The sequence below is a fragment of the Psychroserpens luteus genome (assembly GCF_015319355.1).
Taxonomy (GTDB): Bacteria; Bacteroidota; Bacteroidia; order Flavobacteriales; family Flavobacteriaceae; genus Psychroserpens; species Psychroserpens luteus.
Genome location: NZ_JADILU010000009.1, coordinates 127,902 through 147,898 on the forward strand (window position 1 = coordinate 127,902; position 19,997 = coordinate 147,898).

The window sequence follows — 19,997 nt, forward strand, 5'->3', positions numbered from 1 at the left end:
CAAATTAATAGCCATTGATGAATCGTATTGTTACAGCCTTTCTTCTTTTTGTAAGTTTAAGTTGTTTTGCCCAGGATTCAAAGCAAAAATCTTTTCGTGAATTATCAGTATCTCATGGTTTATCTCAAAATAGCGTTGTAAGTATTGCACAAGATTCTATTGGTTATATGTGGTTTGCCACACAGGATGGACTCAATAAATATGATGGTAGAAATTTCACTTTTTACAACAAGCAGTTTGAAGATGTTACTAGACCTACTTATAGCAAATTAGGTAAGATTTATGTAGACAGACAAGGTGAACTTTGGATCATAAGTAATTCTGGAATTCTCGAAAAACTCAATCAAAACACTCAAACATTTGAGCACATTGAAACGATTGAGAATGCGAGTGTCATTTTTCAGAACAGAAAAAAAGACTATTATATTGGTACCTTCGGAAATGGGCTATACAAAATAAACCATGCCACAAAAGACACTCTTAGAATATTTAAAAATGAGATTAAAAATGGTAACATTTATGATCTTTTAGAAGTCAACAATAAACTGTTTGTTGCAACTTCAACTCATTTATTTCAAATCAATGATTCTAATATTTCTACAGTAAACGTTGAAGATGACGGTGAAAATTTTAGTGCGCTCACCATGTCTAAAGATCAAACGGTTTGGCTTGGGAGTTTTGGCAACGGACTCTTTTATAAATCTCAAGAATCAAATGAATTTAAAAAATTTAATCATCCGCAACTACCTTCAGCATTAAACATTCAGGATATATTAGTTGACAATAACAATAATCTATGGATTGCGACTTATGGAGATGGTTTATATATTTTAAATCATACAAAAACTAAAATATCTCATTTTACTGAAAACAAAAACAATCCTTATGGTTTACAATATAATGATGTATTGTGTTTGTATCAAGATTACACAGAAACAGTTTGGTTAGGAACAGATGGAGCAGGTTTAAGTTATTATGATGAACATCTTACTAAATTTAATGTCATCACTAATGACCAAACTCCAAAAGACATACCTGTAGATGTTGTTAGAGCAATAGCTTATGATGCCAACAAAACAATGTGGTTAGGAACTTCTGGTAAAGGTTTAACTGCTATAGATTCAGATAAGAATAGTTATAAATCGTACACAACAGAAAACTCTGCAATTGCCAGCAATCGCATTATGAGTTTATTATCAGATAATGGCAATTTATGGATTGGTCATCAAGGTGAAGGTTTACAAATATTAGATGTTAATGGTAATTTTAAAACTATAGAAACACTAAATAATGAAACCATTTGGAAAATCTATAAACACGCTCCAAATCAATTTTGGTTATGTACTAGAGATAATGGTATCATTTTATTTGACAAGAATGAAGGTGTTATTAATCAGTTCACTATAGATAATTCTGGTTTAACTTCTAATAATATTAGAACCATAGAAAAAGGAAATTATAACGATATTTGGATTGGTAGTGAGAATAATGGACTATTTCTTTTGGATTTCCAAACGCAAGCAGTGACACCTGTTCAAGCAATTCCTGATAAAATTAAGTCCTTATATTTTAATGACAAGACACTATATATCGGTACAAATGGCAATGGCTTAAAAGCGTATAATACAACAAGCAAAAATATAGAAACATATACTATTGAACATGGTCTATCTAACAATGTGATTTATGCAATTTTATCAGATCAAAAAGGCAACCTTTGGTTAAGTACAAATAAGGGGCTCTCCAAATTTAGCCCAAACGATGAACAATCTAATTTTGTTAAAAATTACGCTAAAAACAGCGGTTTACAGTCTTTCGAGTTTAATACGGGAGCTTATTTAAAAGCTCAAGATGGAACACTCTTTTTCGGTGGATTAGAAGGTGTCAATTGGTTTTCCCCAAATGACATTACCAGCAATCAAGTAAAGCCTAAAACTGTGATTTCAAATTTTGAAATCTTTAATAAAGAACAGACGATGATTCCCGAATCCACATTTCGGTATAATCAAAATACGATGACTTTTACGCTTGCTAGTTTACATTATTCTGACCCTTCAAAAAATTTGTATCGTTATAAATTAGTGAATCATGATGCAGATTGGACAACGCCAAGTCAGAACAATGTAGCGCATTACACAAATTTACCACCTAATGAATATACCTTCTTAGCTACATCAAGTAATTATGAAGGTATTTGGAATAAAACACCTACCTCCTATTCCTTTGAAATATCAAAACCATGGTTTAAAAGTGGTATAGCCTATGCCATTTATAGCATTTTATTCTGGTTAGGCTTATTTGCAATATACAGTTACTTCAAATTTAAATGGAAGCTAGAAACACAAGTGAGATTAGAACATGCAGAAACTGAGCGACTCAAACAAATTGATGAGTTCAAAACCAAACTTTACACTAATATTTCTCATGAATTCCGTACACCTTTAACTCTAATATCTGGACCTATAGACCATCAATTATCTAGAGATAATTTAAATCCCGAAGACCGCAAAGAACTTAATTTAGTGAAGCAAAATGCAAATAGATTGCTCAATCTAGTTAATCAAATGTTAGACTTATCTCTAATAGACTCTGGTCAATTACGATTACTCGTTGAAGAAGGAAATCTTAATATTTTATTGAAACAAATTGTTGCTGCATTTCAATACAAAGCAGATGAAAAACATATAAAAATCAAGAGTAAAATTGAAAACCTTACCAAGGTATGGTATGATGTCGATTTAGTTGAAAAAATAGTCACCAATCTACTATCAAATGCCATAAAATATGCACCAGAACAAACAGAAATTATAATAGATGCAAATGCTCAAGATGAGTCACTTGTTCTATCCATTATTAACGTTAATACTAGTATTTCTAAAAAAGATTTTGAAAAACTATTTCAACGTTTTTACCAAAACAATGAAGCGTCAGATGGTGTTGGTGTTGGCTTAGCACTTGTTAAGGAACTGGTACAATTATCAAAAGGTAATATCACTGCAAATACTGTAGATCAAGATAGAGTGCAATTTACTGTGACATTACCAATTCATAAAAATGCTTTTATTTTTTCGGAAATTAAAACCGAAACACAAGTACAAACTCCTCTAGATATTTTAAATACTAAAATCAACAAATCTATTGACGATCCTCTTTTACTCATCGTTGAAGATGATAAAGATATAAGAGCTTTTATTTCTTCAATTTTTAAAGATGAGTATCAAATTATTGAAGCAGAAAATGGACAAACTGGTATCGATTTGGCGTTGCAACACATTCCAGATATTATAATTAGTGATGTTATGATGCCAGTTAAAGATGGTATTGCACTTTGTAAAAACCTAAAAAACAACGAATTCACAAGCCATATTCCAATCATTCTATTGACAGCAAAAGTTGGTGAAATCAATGAAATTGAAGGATTTAAAACTGGTGCAGACGCTTATGTTACCAAACCTTTTAATAGAGAGAAACTCCTTTTGAGAGTTAGAAAACTTATTGAAAACAGACAACAACTTCAAAAACATTTTAGTAAAGACTTTAGTATAAATCCGCAATTACCTATCACTTCAACTGAAGGTGAATTCTTAAAACGTTTAAAAGTAGTTCTAGACAAAAAAATTACAGACTCAGATTTTACAAGTGAAGCCTTTGCAGAAACAATGGCAATGAGTAGGACGCAACTACACAGAAAATTGAAAGCCATTATAGGAATGACAACTTCAGAGTTTATTAGATCACAACGTTTAAAACTAGCTATTGGATTGCTCAAAAAATCTGATGCGACAGTTTCAGAAATTGCCTATCAAGTAGGATTCAATACGCCTTCTTATTTTATCAAATGCTTTAAAGAAGTTTACAATTGCACTCCATTGGAATATATTTCCAAAGCATAAAAACCACACAAACTACTTATTTACAGGTTTTTAGATACAAACCTAAACACATGTTACATATGTTTCATGGTTTGAAACATATCTTATATCTGTTTTTTCATCTTCAGTATAATTTTACATCACAGAAAATCCCTTAGCACAATTTAAAGATGGATAATGATCCAAAAGATAATAATGAAAAGATCTACCTAAGTATCGATCATTTAAAAAAAGGAACATATAACCTCAATATTTTATTAAAGAATAAAATTATTAAAACGATACAATTTATCAAACGATAGTAAAGAAGCTATTAATCAATTGAGAAAAGGAATCAACCAATATGAACGTGGAGTTTGCGTTGGTTCCTTTTCTTTTTAAAATTCAAATTATGAAAACAAAAATTACATTATTCATCTTATTACTAAGTTTAATAGGATATGCCCAAAATGGAATTAATTACAAAGCTGTAATTAAAGATGACTTAGGAAACGTTGTTGCAGGCCAAAACGTTGATATAAGATTTACAATCTTGCAAGGTTCAATCAACGCTTATCAGGAAACGCACGATACTACAACTGATAGCAATGGAATAGTCATTGTAAATATTGGAGAAGGTGATGTAGTATCAGGAACATTTTCATTATTAGTATGGGGAAATGGTACATTCTCATTGAGAACAGAAATAGATCTAGAACAAAATGGCAGCTACGATATTGAAGAAACCACAGCCTTTAAAACAGTACCATATGCAATTTTAGCAGAAAAATCCTTAACAACAAAAAACATTGAATTGCCTTATTATGATGAAGGAAATGTAGAAAATGGTGCAACCTTTCATATACAAAACGATGGTATTAATGGTCGCTACGGAATTGCAGGTTCAGCAGGAATTAATGCAGAAAACTTACCAAGTAACAATGCAGGTGTTCTGGGCAATGGAGTTGGAGCACATGGTGTATACGGTTATGCAGAAACGAGCTTTTGGGCAGGTGTTCAAGGTGTTTCTAATTCCTCAGAAGGAGTAGGCGTACAAGGCTATGGTTTTGGAGGAGGTGTAGGAGGTCATTTTTATACAACGACTACTGGTGTAGCAGCATTAACAACTGGTAGAGGAAATGTTGGGATTGGTATAGACGAACCAGAAATGAAGATGCATGTCGGTGGTGATTTATTTATACAAACCAATTTGGGAGATTTGGTAATGGGTTATCCAAACAATGGTAATCAATGGCAATTAAGTACAGCAGGACAAGGAGCAGATTTACAATTTCAAAATAAAGCTGATGGAATTAATTCTACTACTACTAGATTTAGAATGAGACAAGATGGAGAATTTCAAATAGGTAATATCGGCACGCCTAGTGCTTGGTTACATGTTAAAAATAATTCAACACTTACCAAACCACTTCTTAAACTCGAAGAAGTTGGCAATGATTATGCCAGATTAGAACTAACTAACGATGCCTCAAATGGTGCTTTCTGGCATGTAGCCGGATTTCCTTCTGCCACAGCATCCAGTGCTCGTCTTAATTTTTATTTCAGAAATGAAAATGGTGCAGCAGATAGAATGACAATAACTGGAGATGGAGAGGTTGGTATTAATGGGAATCCAACAGCGAGACTTGAGATTTTTCAACAAAGTCAGACTGTTGGTACTGGCTTACGTTTTGATGATGGTACAGCCAATTCTGATTGGGATATTACTCATGGTTTCTCACTTCGCTTTCATTATGGAGGTAATTTAAGAGGTTTTATTAATGCAAATACAGGAGCTTATACACAGTCTTCAGATGTTACTCTTAAAAGTAATATACAAAACTTAAATACAGTTTTAGGTCGTATAGGTCAGCTAAGACCTACAACTTATTTTTATAAAGATGATACTACAAAAACAAAAACCATAGGACTAATAGCGCAAGAAGTAGAATCAATTTTTCCAGAAGTTGTTCATTTTTCTGAAGCTGACAACCTATATGGAATTGACTACTCTAGTTTTGGTGTCATTGCAATTAAAGCTATACAAGAACAACAAGAGATTATTGAGAATCAACAAAAACAAATTGATGAGCTCAAAACTTTAGTAACAACCCTAATTAATAAAAAATAATATTATGAAAACGATAACAACTTTATATAGTTTACTCTTTCTTGTTTTCTTCGGAAATGCGCAAAGCATAGAAAAATTTAGTATTGATTCTGGAGGTGCATCAGCTTCTGAAGGAGGTATTCAAATACTATATACCATTGGAGAGGTTAATGTACAAGAGTTGAGTACTGCGAGTGTTTCAATTTCCGAAGGATTTATAAATGCAGATTTTAGAATTATTATAGATCCAATTGTCTTTTTACAAGGACCATCATTAGTACCATCTGCAAATGGATTAATGAATGACACGCTTAGAGAAAGTGCACTACTACCAACTACAAGCCCTTATGAAGATAATGCAACATGCAATGCTTCTGTATTTAATATTACAGGAAATAATGCCATAGTAGATTGGATTTGGTTGGAGTTAAGAGCTGCAAATGATAATCAAGAACTCATCAATGCACGTTCTGCGTTAGTTCAACGAGATGGTGATGTTGTAGATTTTGATGGCACATCATCTGTTGTGATGCATGCAGCTCCTACCAATTATTTTGTAGTTGTAAAACATAGAAATCATTTAGGAGCAATGAGTGCTGCAACAGTAAATTTATCTGATAATGTGACAACTATAGTAAATTTCACAAACAGTAGTTTCTCAACATTTGGCAGCAATGCACAAACTATTTTAAACTCTGGCAATACCGCACTTTGGGCTGGTGATGCTAATACAGATGACAGTATTACATTCTCTGGAAGTGATAACGACGTTAATGCTATTAAAGATTATATCCTTGCAGATCCTAGTAATATTTTAAATTTTATTACATACGTATCATCAGGTTATCTCATGCAAGATCTTGATTTAAATAGTGCAACTATATTTTCTGGATCACCAAGTGATAGTAACCTTATAAAGGATAATATTCTTAATCATCCAGGTAATATCACTAACCTACCAACATTTACAATAAACGCAACAGTTCCACCAAAAAATTAAAAATTATGAAAACTTTTTACATATTATTTTTCACATTATTGTTTACCATTTCTAGCTTTTCCCAAGGCTATGAATTTGGCATCGTACATAACTCAGACTACAATTTTTCTATAGTCGCTGTTCCTGATTTTAATGGAACAAATACAGATATTTCAGATATTGGCTTTGCTCTAATGTTACCTACAGGTGATGCAGATATTATTAACATATCTCAATTTAATAGCAGAAATTGGTCTGCAACTCAAGTAACAGCTAGTCAATTAACAGATTTTGGTTTAGGAGATGGTACTCGAGATGCTTTTGTTATAAATCTACCTCCAGGACAAACTATTTTATCCCATACTACAAATACACCCTTTATTCTTGTAACATTTGATGTAAGCAATATGCCAACTATTGGTTTATTAGAGTTTTTAACCAACACAGATCCAATCGCATTAGGACTTGGTAACGCAGCAGATAGCTTTTACAATTCTAATATCGATGAGACTACAACTCAAAACTATTTTAATGGTTTAGTATCTGGTCAAGAAAATTTCATGCTAGAAACATTAAGTCTAGACGATATAGAGCTTGAAAATTACACCATTTCTGTATTTCCAAATCCTACAATAGAAATGCTGAATATTAACACCAATTTAGAAGTCATTCAATTGACTCTATATGATATTTTAGGTAAACAAGTGCTATCTACAAAAAACACTACTTCAATAACTGTAGATCACTTAAGTGCTGGTAACTACATTATAAAAATAGAAACCAATCGAGGATATATAACTAAAAAAGTAATCATTGAATAAATTAATCAGATCATGAAATTATTTAAAACACTTAGTATTCTACTATTAACTATTCTCATATTTAGTTGTGGTAGTGATGATGATAACAGTCAACAGCAGCAATCTACTCAAGAACTATTAACCTCAGGTAAATGGTATCAATAATCTCGAACTCCTGGAAGTTATACAGATTGTGAGAAAATGAGTTATATACAATTTATGACCAATAACAATTTTCTACTTGAGAGCTTTGAAAATAATGGAGATGATTATTTGTCGTTGGGATTAATGACAGCAACATACACGTTTTCTGAAAACACGACTATTATAATTTCTTTTGAAGGTGAAATGCTTTCCGTAGAAATCATAGCAATCTCAATACAAGAGTTAACGCTATTGACTTCTGAAAACGGAACTTTAGTTTTTAATAAAACAGAAGGGTAAAAGCAGGTTTTAGTGCTAAAGTTTTTTTGATAAAGTATGCAATTATCAATTTCTGTGGATGGGTAACCTGCTAATAAGTTGTTCCCAGAAACAGAAACATTATTTATAGTTAAAGATTTTCCTGCAAGAGCAAAATTCATACCAACAACAGATGGTATTAATATGAAGATTATACTTTCAATTAGACCAAATAATTTTGAGGGAATTAAAGAAAAATAGCATCCTAAATACGAATTGATCTGAAATAAATTATATTCATTGACATAAAATGGTATCATTTCTATTTTTCGAGTTAACGCCTAAGGGATAGACATAATTGATTGTAAGACCTATAGAGTAAAATTCACACTTCGTTGTTAATTTAAGTAACCTTTTCATAACATGAAATTCACTAAATATTACTATTTTAGCCATCCAATTTTTATGTATGAAATTTTTTACTTTAATAATTACACTTTTTTTTTCCATTCTATTTTTTAATGTAAGCATTGCTTTTAATAGCATTAAAAACTCAACAAACAACCTTGAAAACAAGAGTTTTTGTCCTGCTCCTATACTCACCTCTTTTTCACCAATGAGTGGTCCAGAAAACACTTTAATTACAATAACAGGAAGCTTTTTTAATGACGCTACATCAGTTACATTTGATGGTATTGATGCTTCATTTACAATAATTAATGATTCTGAAATGACAACACTTGTTCCTGCAGGAACATCTAATTCTTCTATTATATCTATTACAAGTTCGGGTGGTTGCATAGGTAATGCAACTACTAGTTTTAGTTTAATCACATCTGAGTGTACGACAGGCGAATTATATATTTCAGAAATATTTGATTCTGAAACAGGAAGCTACGGTATCATCGAACTTTATAATCCTACAAACGCTGTAATTTCTTTAGATGGCATCTATAGTGTAGAAAGATATGGTGATATTGGAACTATTAATCCTAGTATTACGATTCCATTAATTAATACTGTAGGTCCAGAACAAACCTACATTATTCAAATGGGAAGTACAGGAACAGATTGTGGAGTTGCTACAGATATAACAACTGCTACTGGATTTAATGCTAATGACGAATTTAAACTTCTTAAAAATAATATCGTTATTGATGTAACTGAAGCTCCTGATGAAAATGGATATACCATTGTTAGAAATGCTGATGCAGTTGTTCCTAGCGATACATTTATTGCTTCAGACTGGTTTATTGATAGTGATGAAGATTGCTCTAACTTAGAAACACATACAGCTGATTCTACATCATCTGAAACACCAAATATTACACATCCTACATTTCAAAATATTTGTGCTAACGAGATTGCTACATTTTCTGTAACAGTAGATAGTGGGACTTTCTCTTACCAATGGAAAACACTTAATGCTTCTGGCAATTGGGTAAATGTGTCTAACAATACTAATTATTCTGGAGCTACAACAAGTACATTAACCATAACAAATGTTCCTGCTAATTTTAATGGCAACCAATACTATTGCGAAATTACATCTGCAAGCTGTAATCTTGCTAGTAATGCAGCTCTACTACAAGTTAATACTTCTGAAGTAGATGTAATAACAGACCAAAATGTTTGTGATAACTTTACATTACCAAGTATAACTAATGGCTTATATTTTACTGATACTAACGGAACTGGAACACAATTAAATGCTGGCGACATTATTTCTACGTCTCAAATCATCTACATCTTTAATAGTATTGGAACTTGTACCAACGAGTCTAGCTTTACAGTTACAATCACAGAAACACCTCTAGTAGATACTATAGAAAATCAGACGGTTTGTACAGAATATACATTGCCAATATTAACCAATGGTAATTATTTTACTGGACCTAATGGTACAGGAACAACTTTCAACGCAGGAGCTACCATTAACACATCACAAACAATCTATATTTATAATGGAGTAAATACATCTTCTTTAAGTTGTTCTAATGAATCTAGTTTTGATATCACAATTTACCCTTCTACAGATTTCTCTCTTACTGAAGATAATCTAGTCATAAATGAAGACACACTTACCGTTACTATGGCAGATGATACTATAAACTATGAATACGCTTTAGATGATGGCGATTTTCAATCAGATAACATATTTTCAAATCTACCTAATGGAGACTACACATTATATGTAAGAGATACTAATGGCTGTATAATAAAATCCATAGTATTTAATATTTTTAATGATTTAGAAGACTTAATAATCCCTAATGGTTTTTCACCAAACGATGATGGTTACAATGACTGGTTTAATATTCAAGGTTTGTATGACATTTATTTAAACCACGATCTAGAAATCTATAATCGTTACGGAACTTTAGTTTTTAAAGGAAATAATGATAATAAATGGTTCGGAGTTGCTAATAAAGGGATCTTAAAAACCGATAAAATTCTTCCTACCGGAACTTATTTTTACATATTACATCTCAATGATTCCAATGCTAGTACAAACGCATTTAACGGATGGGTTTATCTCAATAAATAATTTTCAAAATCAGTTACAATACACGCAAAGTATTAACAATAAAAGGCTTAATAGATTTGTTTTTCACTAATCATTAAAATGACAATTGCCTAACACTTGACTAATTAAATATTATTTATTTTACTCTCTAATAAGACTTAATGAAACGTATTATTTTTTCACTTACTTTTATGTGGACTCTTTTTGTGTGTAATCAAAGCATCGCTCTAAACACAAATAATAACATAGAAAACACAACAATTTCCATTGATTGTCCTGCTCCAATACTCACCTCTTTTTCACCATCAAACGGACCAGAACAAACATTAATCACAATAACTGGTAGTAATTTTAATGATGCTTCAACTGTTACTTTTGATGGAATAAATGCGACTTTCAATATAATTAACGACAATGAAATTACTGCTTTAGTTCCGTCTGGAGCTAATCCTACATCTGTCATTTCGATAACAAGCTCTGGAGGATGTACTGGTAATTCAACAACAGATTTCACTCTAATTCTTTCAGATTGTATTACAACTGCTGAAATCTACATTTCTGAAGTTTATGATTCTAATGGAGGAAGTTATGGTGTTTTTGAACTTTATAATCCCTCAAATACAACTATCAATTTAGATGGAGTTTATGAGATTGAACGTTATGGTGATATTGGTAATCCAACACCAAGTGCTACAATTCCATTAGCTGGTTCAATAAATCCTTTAGACACATTTATTATTGAAATGGGTAGTACAGGAAATACGTGTAGTGGCTTATCACCTAACATTACTGTCGCTGCAGGTATTAATGCAGATGATGAAATTAGACTACTAAAAAACGGAGTAACTATAGACATTATGTATACTGATGATGAAATTGGTTTTTCATTTATTAGAAATTCTGATGCTGTCGTTCCAAGTAATACTTTTGATATAACAGAGTGGCTTTTATTAGAAGATGAAGATTGTTCAAATTTAGATATCCATACTGCAGATCCTATTATTACTCCAAACATCACTCATCCTATATCACAAAATGCATGTGAAAATGGATCTGCTACTTTTTCAACTTCTGTAGATACTGGCACATATACTTACCAATGGAAAACACTTGATATTTCAGGGAATTGGGTTAATATAATCAATAACGCAAACTATTCTGGAGCAACCACAAATACGCTAACAATCAATAATATTCCAGCTAGTTTTGATGACAATCAATACTACTGTGAAATCACTTCCACATCTTGTGATCTTATTTCAAATACTGCACAATTAAATATTGAAATACCTCTAGTTGACACATTAACAAACCAAACAGTCTGTTCAGAATACACACTGCCAACACTAACAAACGGGAACTATTTTACAGCAACAAATGGTACTGGAACTCAATTAAACGCTGGTAATATCATTTCAGCAACACAAACTATTTTTATTTATTCTGAAATTGGAACACCTCCAAACACTTGCTCAAACGAAACAAGTTTCACAGTAACAGTAAGCGGAACACCTCCAGTTGACACAATCGCTAACCAAACTGTTTGCTCAGAATACACACTCCCAACACTAACAAACGGGAACTATTTTACAGAGACAAATGGGAATGGAACTCAATTAAACGCTGGTAATATCATTTCAGCAACACAAACTATTTTTATTTATTCTGAAATTGGAACACCTCCAAACACTTGCTCAAACGAAACAAGTTTTACAGTGACCGTGGGTGGAAATCCTCCAGTTGACACAATCGTTAACCAAACTGTTTGCTCAGAATACACACTTCCAACCTTAACAAACGGAAACTATTTTACAGAAACAAATGGTACTGGAACTCAATTAAACGCTGGTGATAACATTTCAGCAACGCAAACTATTTTTATTTATTCTGAAATTGGAACACCTCCAAACACTTGCTCAAACGAAACAAGTTTCACCGTTACAGTGGGCGGAAATCCTCCAGTTGACACAATCGTTAACCAAACTGTTTGCTCAGAATACACACTTCCAACCTTAATAAACGGGAACTATTTTACAGAGACAAATGGAAATGGAACAGCCTTAAATGCTGGTGATAACATTTCAGCAACACAAACTATTTTTATTTATAACGAAATTGGAACACCTCCAAACACTTGCTCAAACGAAACAAGTTTCACAGTGACCGTAGGCGGAACACCTCCAGTTGACACAATAGCTAACCAAACAGTTTGCTCAGAGTTTACACTTCCAACTTTAACAAACGGAAATTATTTTACAGAGACAAATGGAAATGGAACAGCCTTAAATGCTGGTGATAACATTTCAGCAACGCAAACTATTTTTATTTATAACGAAATTGGAACACCTCCAAATACTTGCTCTAACGAGTCTAGTTTTACGGTTACAGTAAATCTAGCAATCGATTTTGACCTTGCTGAGTCTAACCTAATAATTGACGAAGATACTATCACAGTAATAATGACAGATACTTCAATAAATTATGAATATGCTCTAGACAATTTAAATTTTCAAAGTAGTAATGTCTTTACTAATTTGATTGAAGGCACTCATACTTTATATGTTCAAGACAGTAATGGTTGTATCTTAAAATCAATCACTTTTGAAATTAATCGTAGCCTAATCATACCTCTTTTCTTTACACCTAATGATGATGGTTACAAAGATTTCTGGAAAGTCATTGACCATGATAATATCGTTAAAGAAATTTTTATTTTTAACAGATATGGGAAACTTTTAAAACAATTATCTCCTCAATCTATTGGTTGGAGCGGTATTTATAATGGTAACATACTTGAGACGAATGATTATTGGTATTTAATAACATTACGCAATTCTAAACAACTTCGAGGACACTTTACTTTAAAACGTTAGTACTTAAAACCACATTTGTTTATTAACTTTGCAAAATGCGTTTCAAAGTAAAATCAGATTTCAAACCTACAGGAGATCAACCACAAGCCATAAAACAATTAGTTAAAGGCATAAACTCCAATGAAAAATATCAAACCTTATTAGGCGTCACAGGTTCTGGTAAAACTTTTACAGTTGCCAATGTCATTGAAGAAGTACAACGACCAACATTGGTTTTAGCACATAACAAAACATTAGCTGCACAGTTATATTCTGAATTTAAACAGTTTTTCCCTGAGAATGCTGTCGAGTATTTTGTATCCTATTATGATTACTACCAACCGGAAGCTTACATTCCTACTTCTGGAGTTTATATAGAGAAAGATTTATCTATAAACGAAGAAATTGAGAAGATGCGTTTGAGTACAACCTCTTCCCTACTCTCAGGTCGTCGTGATGTGATTGTTGTTGCTTCAGTATCTTGTTTATATGGTATAGGAAATCCTGTCGAATTTCAAAAAAATGTGATTTCGTTAGAAACCAATCAAGAGATTTCAAGAACAGATTTACTACATAAACTCGTTCAGAGCTTATATTCTAGAACAGAAGCAGATTTCAAGCATGGAAATTTCCGAATAAAAGGAGATACAGTAGATATCTTTCCAAGTTATGCAGATGATGCGTTTAGAATTCACTTTTTTGGTGATGAAATTGAAGATATTGAGCAGTTTAATATTCAAACCAATGAGGTGATTGAACACTATGACCGACTCACTATCTATCCTGCAAATATGTTTGTAACCTCTCCAGATGTCTTGCAAGGTGCCATTCGAGAGATTCAAGATGATTTGGTAAAACAACATGATTATTTCAAAGAGATTGGAAAACATCTGGAAGCAAAACGTTTAAAAGAACGTACCGAATTTGACCTAGAAATGATTAGAGAATTAGGCTACTGCTCTGGGATTGAAAATTATTCTCGTTATCTTGATGGAAGACTTCCAGGAACACGACCGTTCTGTTTATTAGATTATTTTCCAGACGATTTTTTAATGGTTGTTGATGAAAGTCACGTGACTATTTCTCAAGTTCATGCGATGTATGGTGGTGATAGAAGTAGAAAAGAAAACCTTGTTGAATATGGGTTTAGACTACCTGCTGCAATGGATAACAGACCTTTAAAATTTGAGGAGTTTGAAGTACTACAAAACCAAGTGATTTATGTAAGTGCAACTCCTGCAGATTACGAATTAGAAAAAACAGATGGTGTCTATGTAGAGCAATTGATTAGGCCAACTGGACTATTAGATCCTATTATTGAGGTTAGACCAAGTTTAAATCAAATTGATGATTTAATAGAAGAAATTCATCAACGCATCGAGAAAGATGAGCGTACATTAGTAACGACGTTGACCAAACGTATGGCAGAAGAATTGACTAAATATTTAGACCGTATTCAAATAAGATGTCGTTATATCCATAGTGATGTAGATACTTTAGAGCGTGTAGAAATCATGCAAGATTTAAGAAGAGGTGTATTTGATGTGCTCGTAGGTGTTAACCTTCTTCGTGAAGGATTAGATTTACCTGAAGTTTCATTAGTTGCTATTTTAGATGCAGATAAAGAGGGTTTTTTACGTTCTGCTCGCTCATTGACTCAAACGGTAGGTAGAGCTGCGCGACATTTAAATGGTAAAGCCCTTATGTATGCAGACAAGATTACCAAGAGCATGCAAAAAACAATTGATGAGACGGAATATAGACGAGAAAAACAAATTGCATATAATACAAAGCATAATATGGTTCCAACTGCTTTAAACAAGAGTTTGGATAGTGCCTTGTCTAAAAATTCGGTGAGTACATATAGTTACGAATTAGAAGCTGCTAGAGCTGCAGAACCTGAAAGTGAATACTTAACCAAAGGTGAACTAGAAAAGAAAATCCGTGAGAAACGCAAATTAATGGAGCAAGCTGCTAAAGCCTTAGATTTTATTATTGCTGCGAAGTTGAGGGATGAGTTAAAAGGATATCAAGATAAATTAGAGAAATTGAAGGTTAATTAACTTGTTATCAATACTAAAAATAAAAAAAGGTCTATAATTAATAATTATAGACCTTTTTTTATTCAAAATTCGAATCCCGAATATTAATTATACTGCACCTTAAAGATATCAATCAAGAAATCTGGTGGAACCATTTTATTAGGAAAACTTTCCATTAAGTCTAAAACACGATTAATAGCTTCGTGACCTAAACCCATTCGCAATCCAAAATTGTGAAGCTTTACTAATTCTTTACTTGAGATATTTTTATCAAGATTCATTAATAAAACTAATCTATGAAACTGCACGATTCGTTCGCTATGAGATTTTAAATGTACATAAGTTACTGGATGTTCAAATAAATAATCGAAATCATCTTTTGAAATCTCTAATTGCTTCGCAATGCTAAACAAAAATTTATATTCAATGGATTTTATATTTTCGTCTGCCTGAGCAAAAGCTATCATTTCAGATAGTAAGCTCAACTTTTCAACGCGATTTATCATATTGGAGGGATTCATTAATTTTACTTTTTATAAATTTAACAAGTAACTTTAAGTTATAATCGTTGATACCTAGTAGGTTATCGAAAAAATTGATGTCGTTCGTCGAATTTTTCTTACGCTTCTACTGTGTTATTTTACAGAACACTGATTATCAAGTCTTTAACAAATCAATGCCATTCATCGATTTTATGACTTTCAAAAATCATTATCGATGAACTGCACACTCATAAATTATTAAAAATTATGTACTTTCGTTTGCAACAATATATTTATGAAATCACTAGTATTCACTTTTCTTTTTTTATTTGGTTTTTCAATCACAATCGCTGCTCAAAGTACTGCTTCTAAGCAGATATCTACCTTTAAAATTGAAGCACCACAACTTAATACTTATAAAACAATTTGGGTATATACACCTAAATCTTATGAAGCTTCAAGTAAACATTATCCTGTCATCTATATGTTTGATGCACAAAATTTGTTTGATGAAGAAACGTCTTACGTTGGAGAATGGAAGGTTGATGAATATTTAGATACACTAACCAATAAAGATGTTATTATTATAGGTATAGAACATGGTAATGAAAAACGTCTAGAAGAATTGACGCCATATCCTCATGAAAAGCATGGAGGCGGACAAGGTGACACTTTCTTGCAATTTATAATCAATACTGTAAAACCACATATTGATGTTGCTTATAGAACTCAACCTGAAGCAGAGCACACTTCAATTTTTGGAGCATCACTTGGCGGACTTATGGCATTTTATGCTACCATAAAATATCCTGAAACATTTAGCAAAGCTGGTGTATTTTCGCCTTCATTTTGGGTGAATGATAAAATTTTTGAATTGGCTTCTTCTTCGGAAATTCCTAAAACCTCAAAATTTTACTTTTTGGTTGGCAGTAAGGAAAGCGACTCCATGGTTCCAGACCAGGAAAAAATGGTCAACTTGCTGAAAGAAAAAGGCGTTGATGAAAATAATATTAAAAACATAATAATAAAAGGAGGAGAACATAATGAAAAGCTTTGGAGTGAGAATTTCCCAAAAGCTTTTGAATGGCTCTTGCAATAAAACTAATAGCTAAAAAAAATAATATGACAAATAACGATATATTTAAAAAACTGAGAGTCGCACACAAACTACGCGATGATGATATTGTAAAAATATTAGAACTCGTAGATTTTAGAATTACAAAAAGTGAACTTAATGCGATGTTTAGACGTGAGGATCATCCTAATTATATGGAGTGTGGTGATCAAGTATTAAGAAATTTTCTTAATGCATTAATTATTCATTTGCGTGGACCAATGCCAAAAAAAGGAGAAAAAAAGAAGCCTTAAATCATAATTTTAAAACAGAAGATGGATTGTATTTGTAATTGATAATGAATCTAAAAAAAGTTCACATATTATTTATTATACTTCCATTGTGGTGTGGCGCTCAATCAAAAATCCTCGCTACAATAAATCCAGTTTATTGTGATTCGTCTCTTATCACCTTAGACATAAAACATATTGAGCTACTTGACAATCTCATAGAAAAAGCTCAAAATGCTAAAGGCAAAGCTAGAATTGAATTTGAGCGTCAATTCTTTTGCGCTATGCCAAACTCTTATGAAAACATGCTTGACGTTTTATATGTTGACGAAGAGGATAACAGAAAAAAATATCAAGAAACAGGAGAATTACCTCCAATTGATAATTTTATCCATCGGTTTGTTTCTTATTATAGTAAACTAAAATCTATAGAACCCAATCAATATTATAATAAGTACATCAATATTTGTGTTGATGGTTATTATGGAGCTGACTACAATAGAAACGGATTTCAAATCTATGAACGACTTGAAACAGATACCAAAACACTCTGCACTGTTTTATTACAACGAAATGAAACAGAAATTAAAAGTGTCTTTAGATTTATATTTGACAGCTCTCACCCTGAAAACGAATTAAACCAAGAAATTTTTGACAACATCTATCCTTTAGTCAATGCAGAAAATGAGCGACTAGGATACTTATTCAAAACCAGTTTAGAAGACTTGATTAAACAGAAACGTCATTAATAAAGACTTCTAATCTAAAGTTTCACATACTTTTCCTGACAAGCTTCAATACAGAAATAAGAGATAATTAAATTATTGTTATTAATCTCAAAATTCATTTCAAATGGTGAAACATCACAATCTAAAACCGTAATCGTCATTTCTGTTTCGGAAAAAGTTCCTGTTGAGGGTTGGCCAATTTCCGAAGAAATAAAACATAAATCTGTATTTGAATTTAACGTTCCATCAGAAAAAAATGAGATGGTCTTTTCGCTGTCTACGCTTGTAAAATCACCACTTCCATCACCTGGATCCATATATACTTGTGAGAGTTTCCAGGTTCCTAATAATTCGGCATCAGTGCTTTTTACTTTGTCATCATCTGAGCAAGCAATTAAAGAAAATACCATTACAATATATACTGCTAAATTTCTCATGACTTTATTATTTTATTATTAGATGCATAAAGTTAGAAAAGGTTGCGTAAAAAAAGACCTATTATGCTTTTAAACATAATAGGTCTATATATTTAGATTCTTTGTTTTCACACTTTGACTAAGCTTAGTGTGTCACTCAGAATGACAATCATTTTTAAGCCAATACTTCCTGAACTTTATCTGCAGCTTCTTGAAATTCTGTAGCACTCATAACTGCTAATCCAGATTCATCAATTAATTTCTTAGCGATATCTGCATTGGTTCCTTGTAAACGTACAATAATTGGCACTTCAATATTACCCATATTTTTATAAGCATCAATTACACCTTGAGCTACACGATCACAACGAACGATACCACCAAAAATGTTAATCAAAATAGCTTTTACAGCTGGATCTCTTAAAATAAGTTCAAAAGCAATTTCTACTCTTGCAGCATCTGCAGTACCACCAACATCTAAAAAGTTAGCTGGCTCACCACCTGCTTGCTTAATTAAATCCATAGTTGCCATTGCAAGACCAGCACCATTTACCATACAACCAACGTTTCCGTCAAGGTCAACATAGTTTAATCCATGCTCTCCAGCTTCAACTTCAATAGCATTTTCCTCACGTAAATCACGCATTGCTGCTAAATCTTTATGTCTAAATAATGCATTATCATCTATAGATACTTTTGCATCAACTGCCATAATTTTATCATCACTTGTTTTTAACACTGGGTTAATTTCAAATAATGAAGAATCAGATTTATCGTAAGCTGTATATAAAGCAGTAACAAATTTTGTCATGTCTTTAAATGCTGCTCCAGATAATCCTAAGTTAAAAGCAATTTTACGTGCTTGAAACGGTAAGATTCCTGTTGCAGGATCTATTTCTTCATGGAAAATTAAATGCGGAGTTTCCTCAGCAACAGTTTCAATATCCATTCCACCTTCTGTAGAATACATGATCATATTACGACCAGTTCCTCTATTTAAAAGTACAGACATATAATATTCTTCTGGCTCAGAATCTCCAGGATAGTAAACATCTTCTGTAACCAATACTTGGTGTACACGTTTACCTTCTGCAGATGTTTGAGGTGTCACTAAGTCCATCCCAATAATCTGCTCTGTTATTGTTTTTACTTCATCAAGGTTCTTTGCGAGTTTAACTCCACCACCTTTTCCACGTCCACCTGCATGAACTTGTGCTTTAATCACGTGCCAACCTGTACCAGTATCTTCGGTTAATTTTTTAGCTGCAGCAACTGCTTCTTCAGCATTTTGTGCAACAATACCACGTTGAATACGTACGCCAAAGCTGCTTAATAATTCTTTTCCTTGATATTCGTGTAAATTCATTTGATTTTGAAATTTATGATTCGTCTTCGCTTTAATCCCGAAAGCTGTCCGGACCGAAGTAATTTAAATAGTTGTATTAGCTACAAAAATAAACATAC

Annotated in this window: 15 protein-coding genes and 1 pseudogene; 13 read left to right on the forward strand and 3 right to left on the reverse strand. The window is 32.3% G+C overall.

Going from position 1 to position 19,997, the window contains the following annotated elements; genetic code table 11:
- The first annotated feature begins 17 nt into the window (after window positions 1–17).
- The 10 genes and pseudogenes from IM744_RS18760 to uvrB all read left to right on the forward strand — a co-directional run bounded on the left by IM744_RS18760 (window position 18) and on the right by uvrB (window position 15,584).
- Window positions 18–3,893 (forward strand): hybrid sensor histidine kinase/response regulator transcription factor, encoded by a 3,876-nt coding sequence (locus tag IM744_RS18760; RefSeq protein WP_194509713.1) that lies wholly within the window; start codon window positions 18–20, stop codon window positions 3,891–3,893.
- 370 nt (window positions 3,894–4,263) lie between these two features.
- Window positions 4,264–5,982: a tail fiber domain-containing protein gene (locus IM744_RS18765; RefSeq protein ID WP_194509714.1), complete on the forward strand. Its 1,719-nt coding sequence runs from the start codon at window positions 4,264–4,266 to the stop codon at window positions 5,980–5,982.
- Between the two features lie 4 nt (window positions 5,983–5,986).
- Complete coding sequence (locus tag IM744_RS18770) at window positions 5,987–6,961, forward strand: hemagglutinin protein (protein WP_194509715.1); 975 nt, start codon at window positions 5,987–5,989, stop codon at window positions 6,959–6,961.
- A 5-nt stretch (window positions 6,962–6,966) separates the two neighbouring features.
- Complete coding sequence (locus IM744_RS18775; RefSeq protein WP_194509716.1) at window positions 6,967–7,761, forward strand: T9SS type A sorting domain-containing protein; 795 nt, start codon at window positions 6,967–6,969, stop codon at window positions 7,759–7,761.
- A gap of 12 nt (window positions 7,762–7,773) precedes the next feature.
- On the forward strand, window positions 7,774–7,905 hold the full coding sequence (locus tag IM744_RS20820; protein ID WP_262893017.1) for a hypothetical protein: 132 nt from the start codon (window positions 7,774–7,776) through the stop codon (window positions 7,903–7,905).
- Between the two features lie 21 nt (window positions 7,906–7,926).
- Window positions 7,927–8,184, forward strand: a pseudogene (locus IM744_RS18780) (lipocalin family protein); the annotation flags it as partial.
- A 78-nt stretch (window positions 8,185–8,262) separates the two neighbouring features.
- Window positions 8,263–8,403 carry a hypothetical protein gene (locus IM744_RS18785; RefSeq protein WP_194509718.1) on the forward strand — a complete coding sequence of 47 codons (141 nt, stop codon included), beginning with the start codon at window positions 8,263–8,265 and terminating at the stop codon, window positions 8,401–8,403.
- 208 nt (window positions 8,404–8,611) lie between these two features.
- Window positions 8,612–10,690 carry a T9SS type B sorting domain-containing protein gene (locus IM744_RS18790; protein ID WP_241738372.1) on the forward strand — a complete coding sequence of 693 codons (2,079 nt, stop codon included), beginning with the start codon at window positions 8,612–8,614 and terminating at the stop codon, window positions 10,688–10,690.
- A gap of 140 nt (window positions 10,691–10,830) precedes the next feature.
- Window positions 10,831–13,542, forward strand: a complete 2,712-nt coding sequence (locus IM744_RS18795; protein WP_194509719.1) for a T9SS type B sorting domain-containing protein — start codon at window positions 10,831–10,833, stop codon at window positions 13,540–13,542.
- A gap of 35 nt (window positions 13,543–13,577) precedes the next feature.
- Window positions 13,578–15,584, forward strand: a complete 2,007-nt coding sequence (gene uvrB, locus IM744_RS18800) for an excinuclease ABC subunit UvrB (RefSeq protein WP_194509720.1) — start codon at window positions 13,578–13,580, stop codon at window positions 15,582–15,584.
- An 83-nt stretch (window positions 15,585–15,667) separates the two neighbouring features.
- On the opposite strand, the gene IM744_RS18805 is transcribed toward uvrB, so the two are convergent.
- Window positions 15,668–16,069, reverse strand: coding sequence for a TerB family tellurite resistance protein (locus tag IM744_RS18805; protein WP_194509721.1), 402 nt, complete (start codon window positions 16,067–16,069; stop codon window positions 15,668–15,670).
- A 271-nt stretch (window positions 16,070–16,340) separates the two neighbouring features.
- Here IM744_RS18805 and IM744_RS18810 point away from each other — a divergent pair, with 271 nt between their 5' ends.
- The 3 genes from IM744_RS18810 to IM744_RS18820 are packed head-to-tail and all read left to right on the forward strand — an operon-like array spanning window position 16,341 to window position 18,138.
- The gene (locus IM744_RS18810) at window positions 16,341–17,144 is read left to right on the forward strand and encodes an alpha/beta hydrolase (protein ID WP_194509722.1); all 804 of its coding nucleotides are present in this window, start codon (window positions 16,341–16,343) and stop codon (window positions 17,142–17,144) included.
- A 23-nt stretch (window positions 17,145–17,167) separates the two neighbouring features.
- Window positions 17,168–17,413: a DUF1456 family protein gene (locus IM744_RS18815; protein WP_194509723.1), complete on the forward strand. Its 246-nt coding sequence runs from the start codon at window positions 17,168–17,170 to the stop codon at window positions 17,411–17,413.
- Between the two features lie 44 nt (window positions 17,414–17,457).
- Window positions 17,458–18,138 (forward strand): hypothetical protein, encoded by a 681-nt coding sequence (locus tag IM744_RS18820; RefSeq protein WP_194509724.1) that lies wholly within the window; start codon window positions 17,458–17,460, stop codon window positions 18,136–18,138.
- A 14-nt stretch (window positions 18,139–18,152) separates the two neighbouring features.
- On the opposite strand, the gene IM744_RS18825 is transcribed toward IM744_RS18820, so the two are convergent.
- Window positions 18,153–18,554 (reverse strand): hypothetical protein, encoded by a 402-nt coding sequence (locus IM744_RS18825; RefSeq protein ID WP_194509725.1) that lies wholly within the window; start codon window positions 18,552–18,554, stop codon window positions 18,153–18,155.
- A gap of 154 nt (window positions 18,555–18,708) precedes the next feature.
- Window positions 18,709–19,899, reverse strand: coding sequence for an ADP-forming succinate--CoA ligase subunit beta (gene sucC / locus IM744_RS18830; protein WP_194509726.1), 1,191 nt, complete (start codon window positions 19,897–19,899; stop codon window positions 18,709–18,711).
- Between the last annotated feature and the right edge of the window lie 98 nt (window positions 19,900–19,997).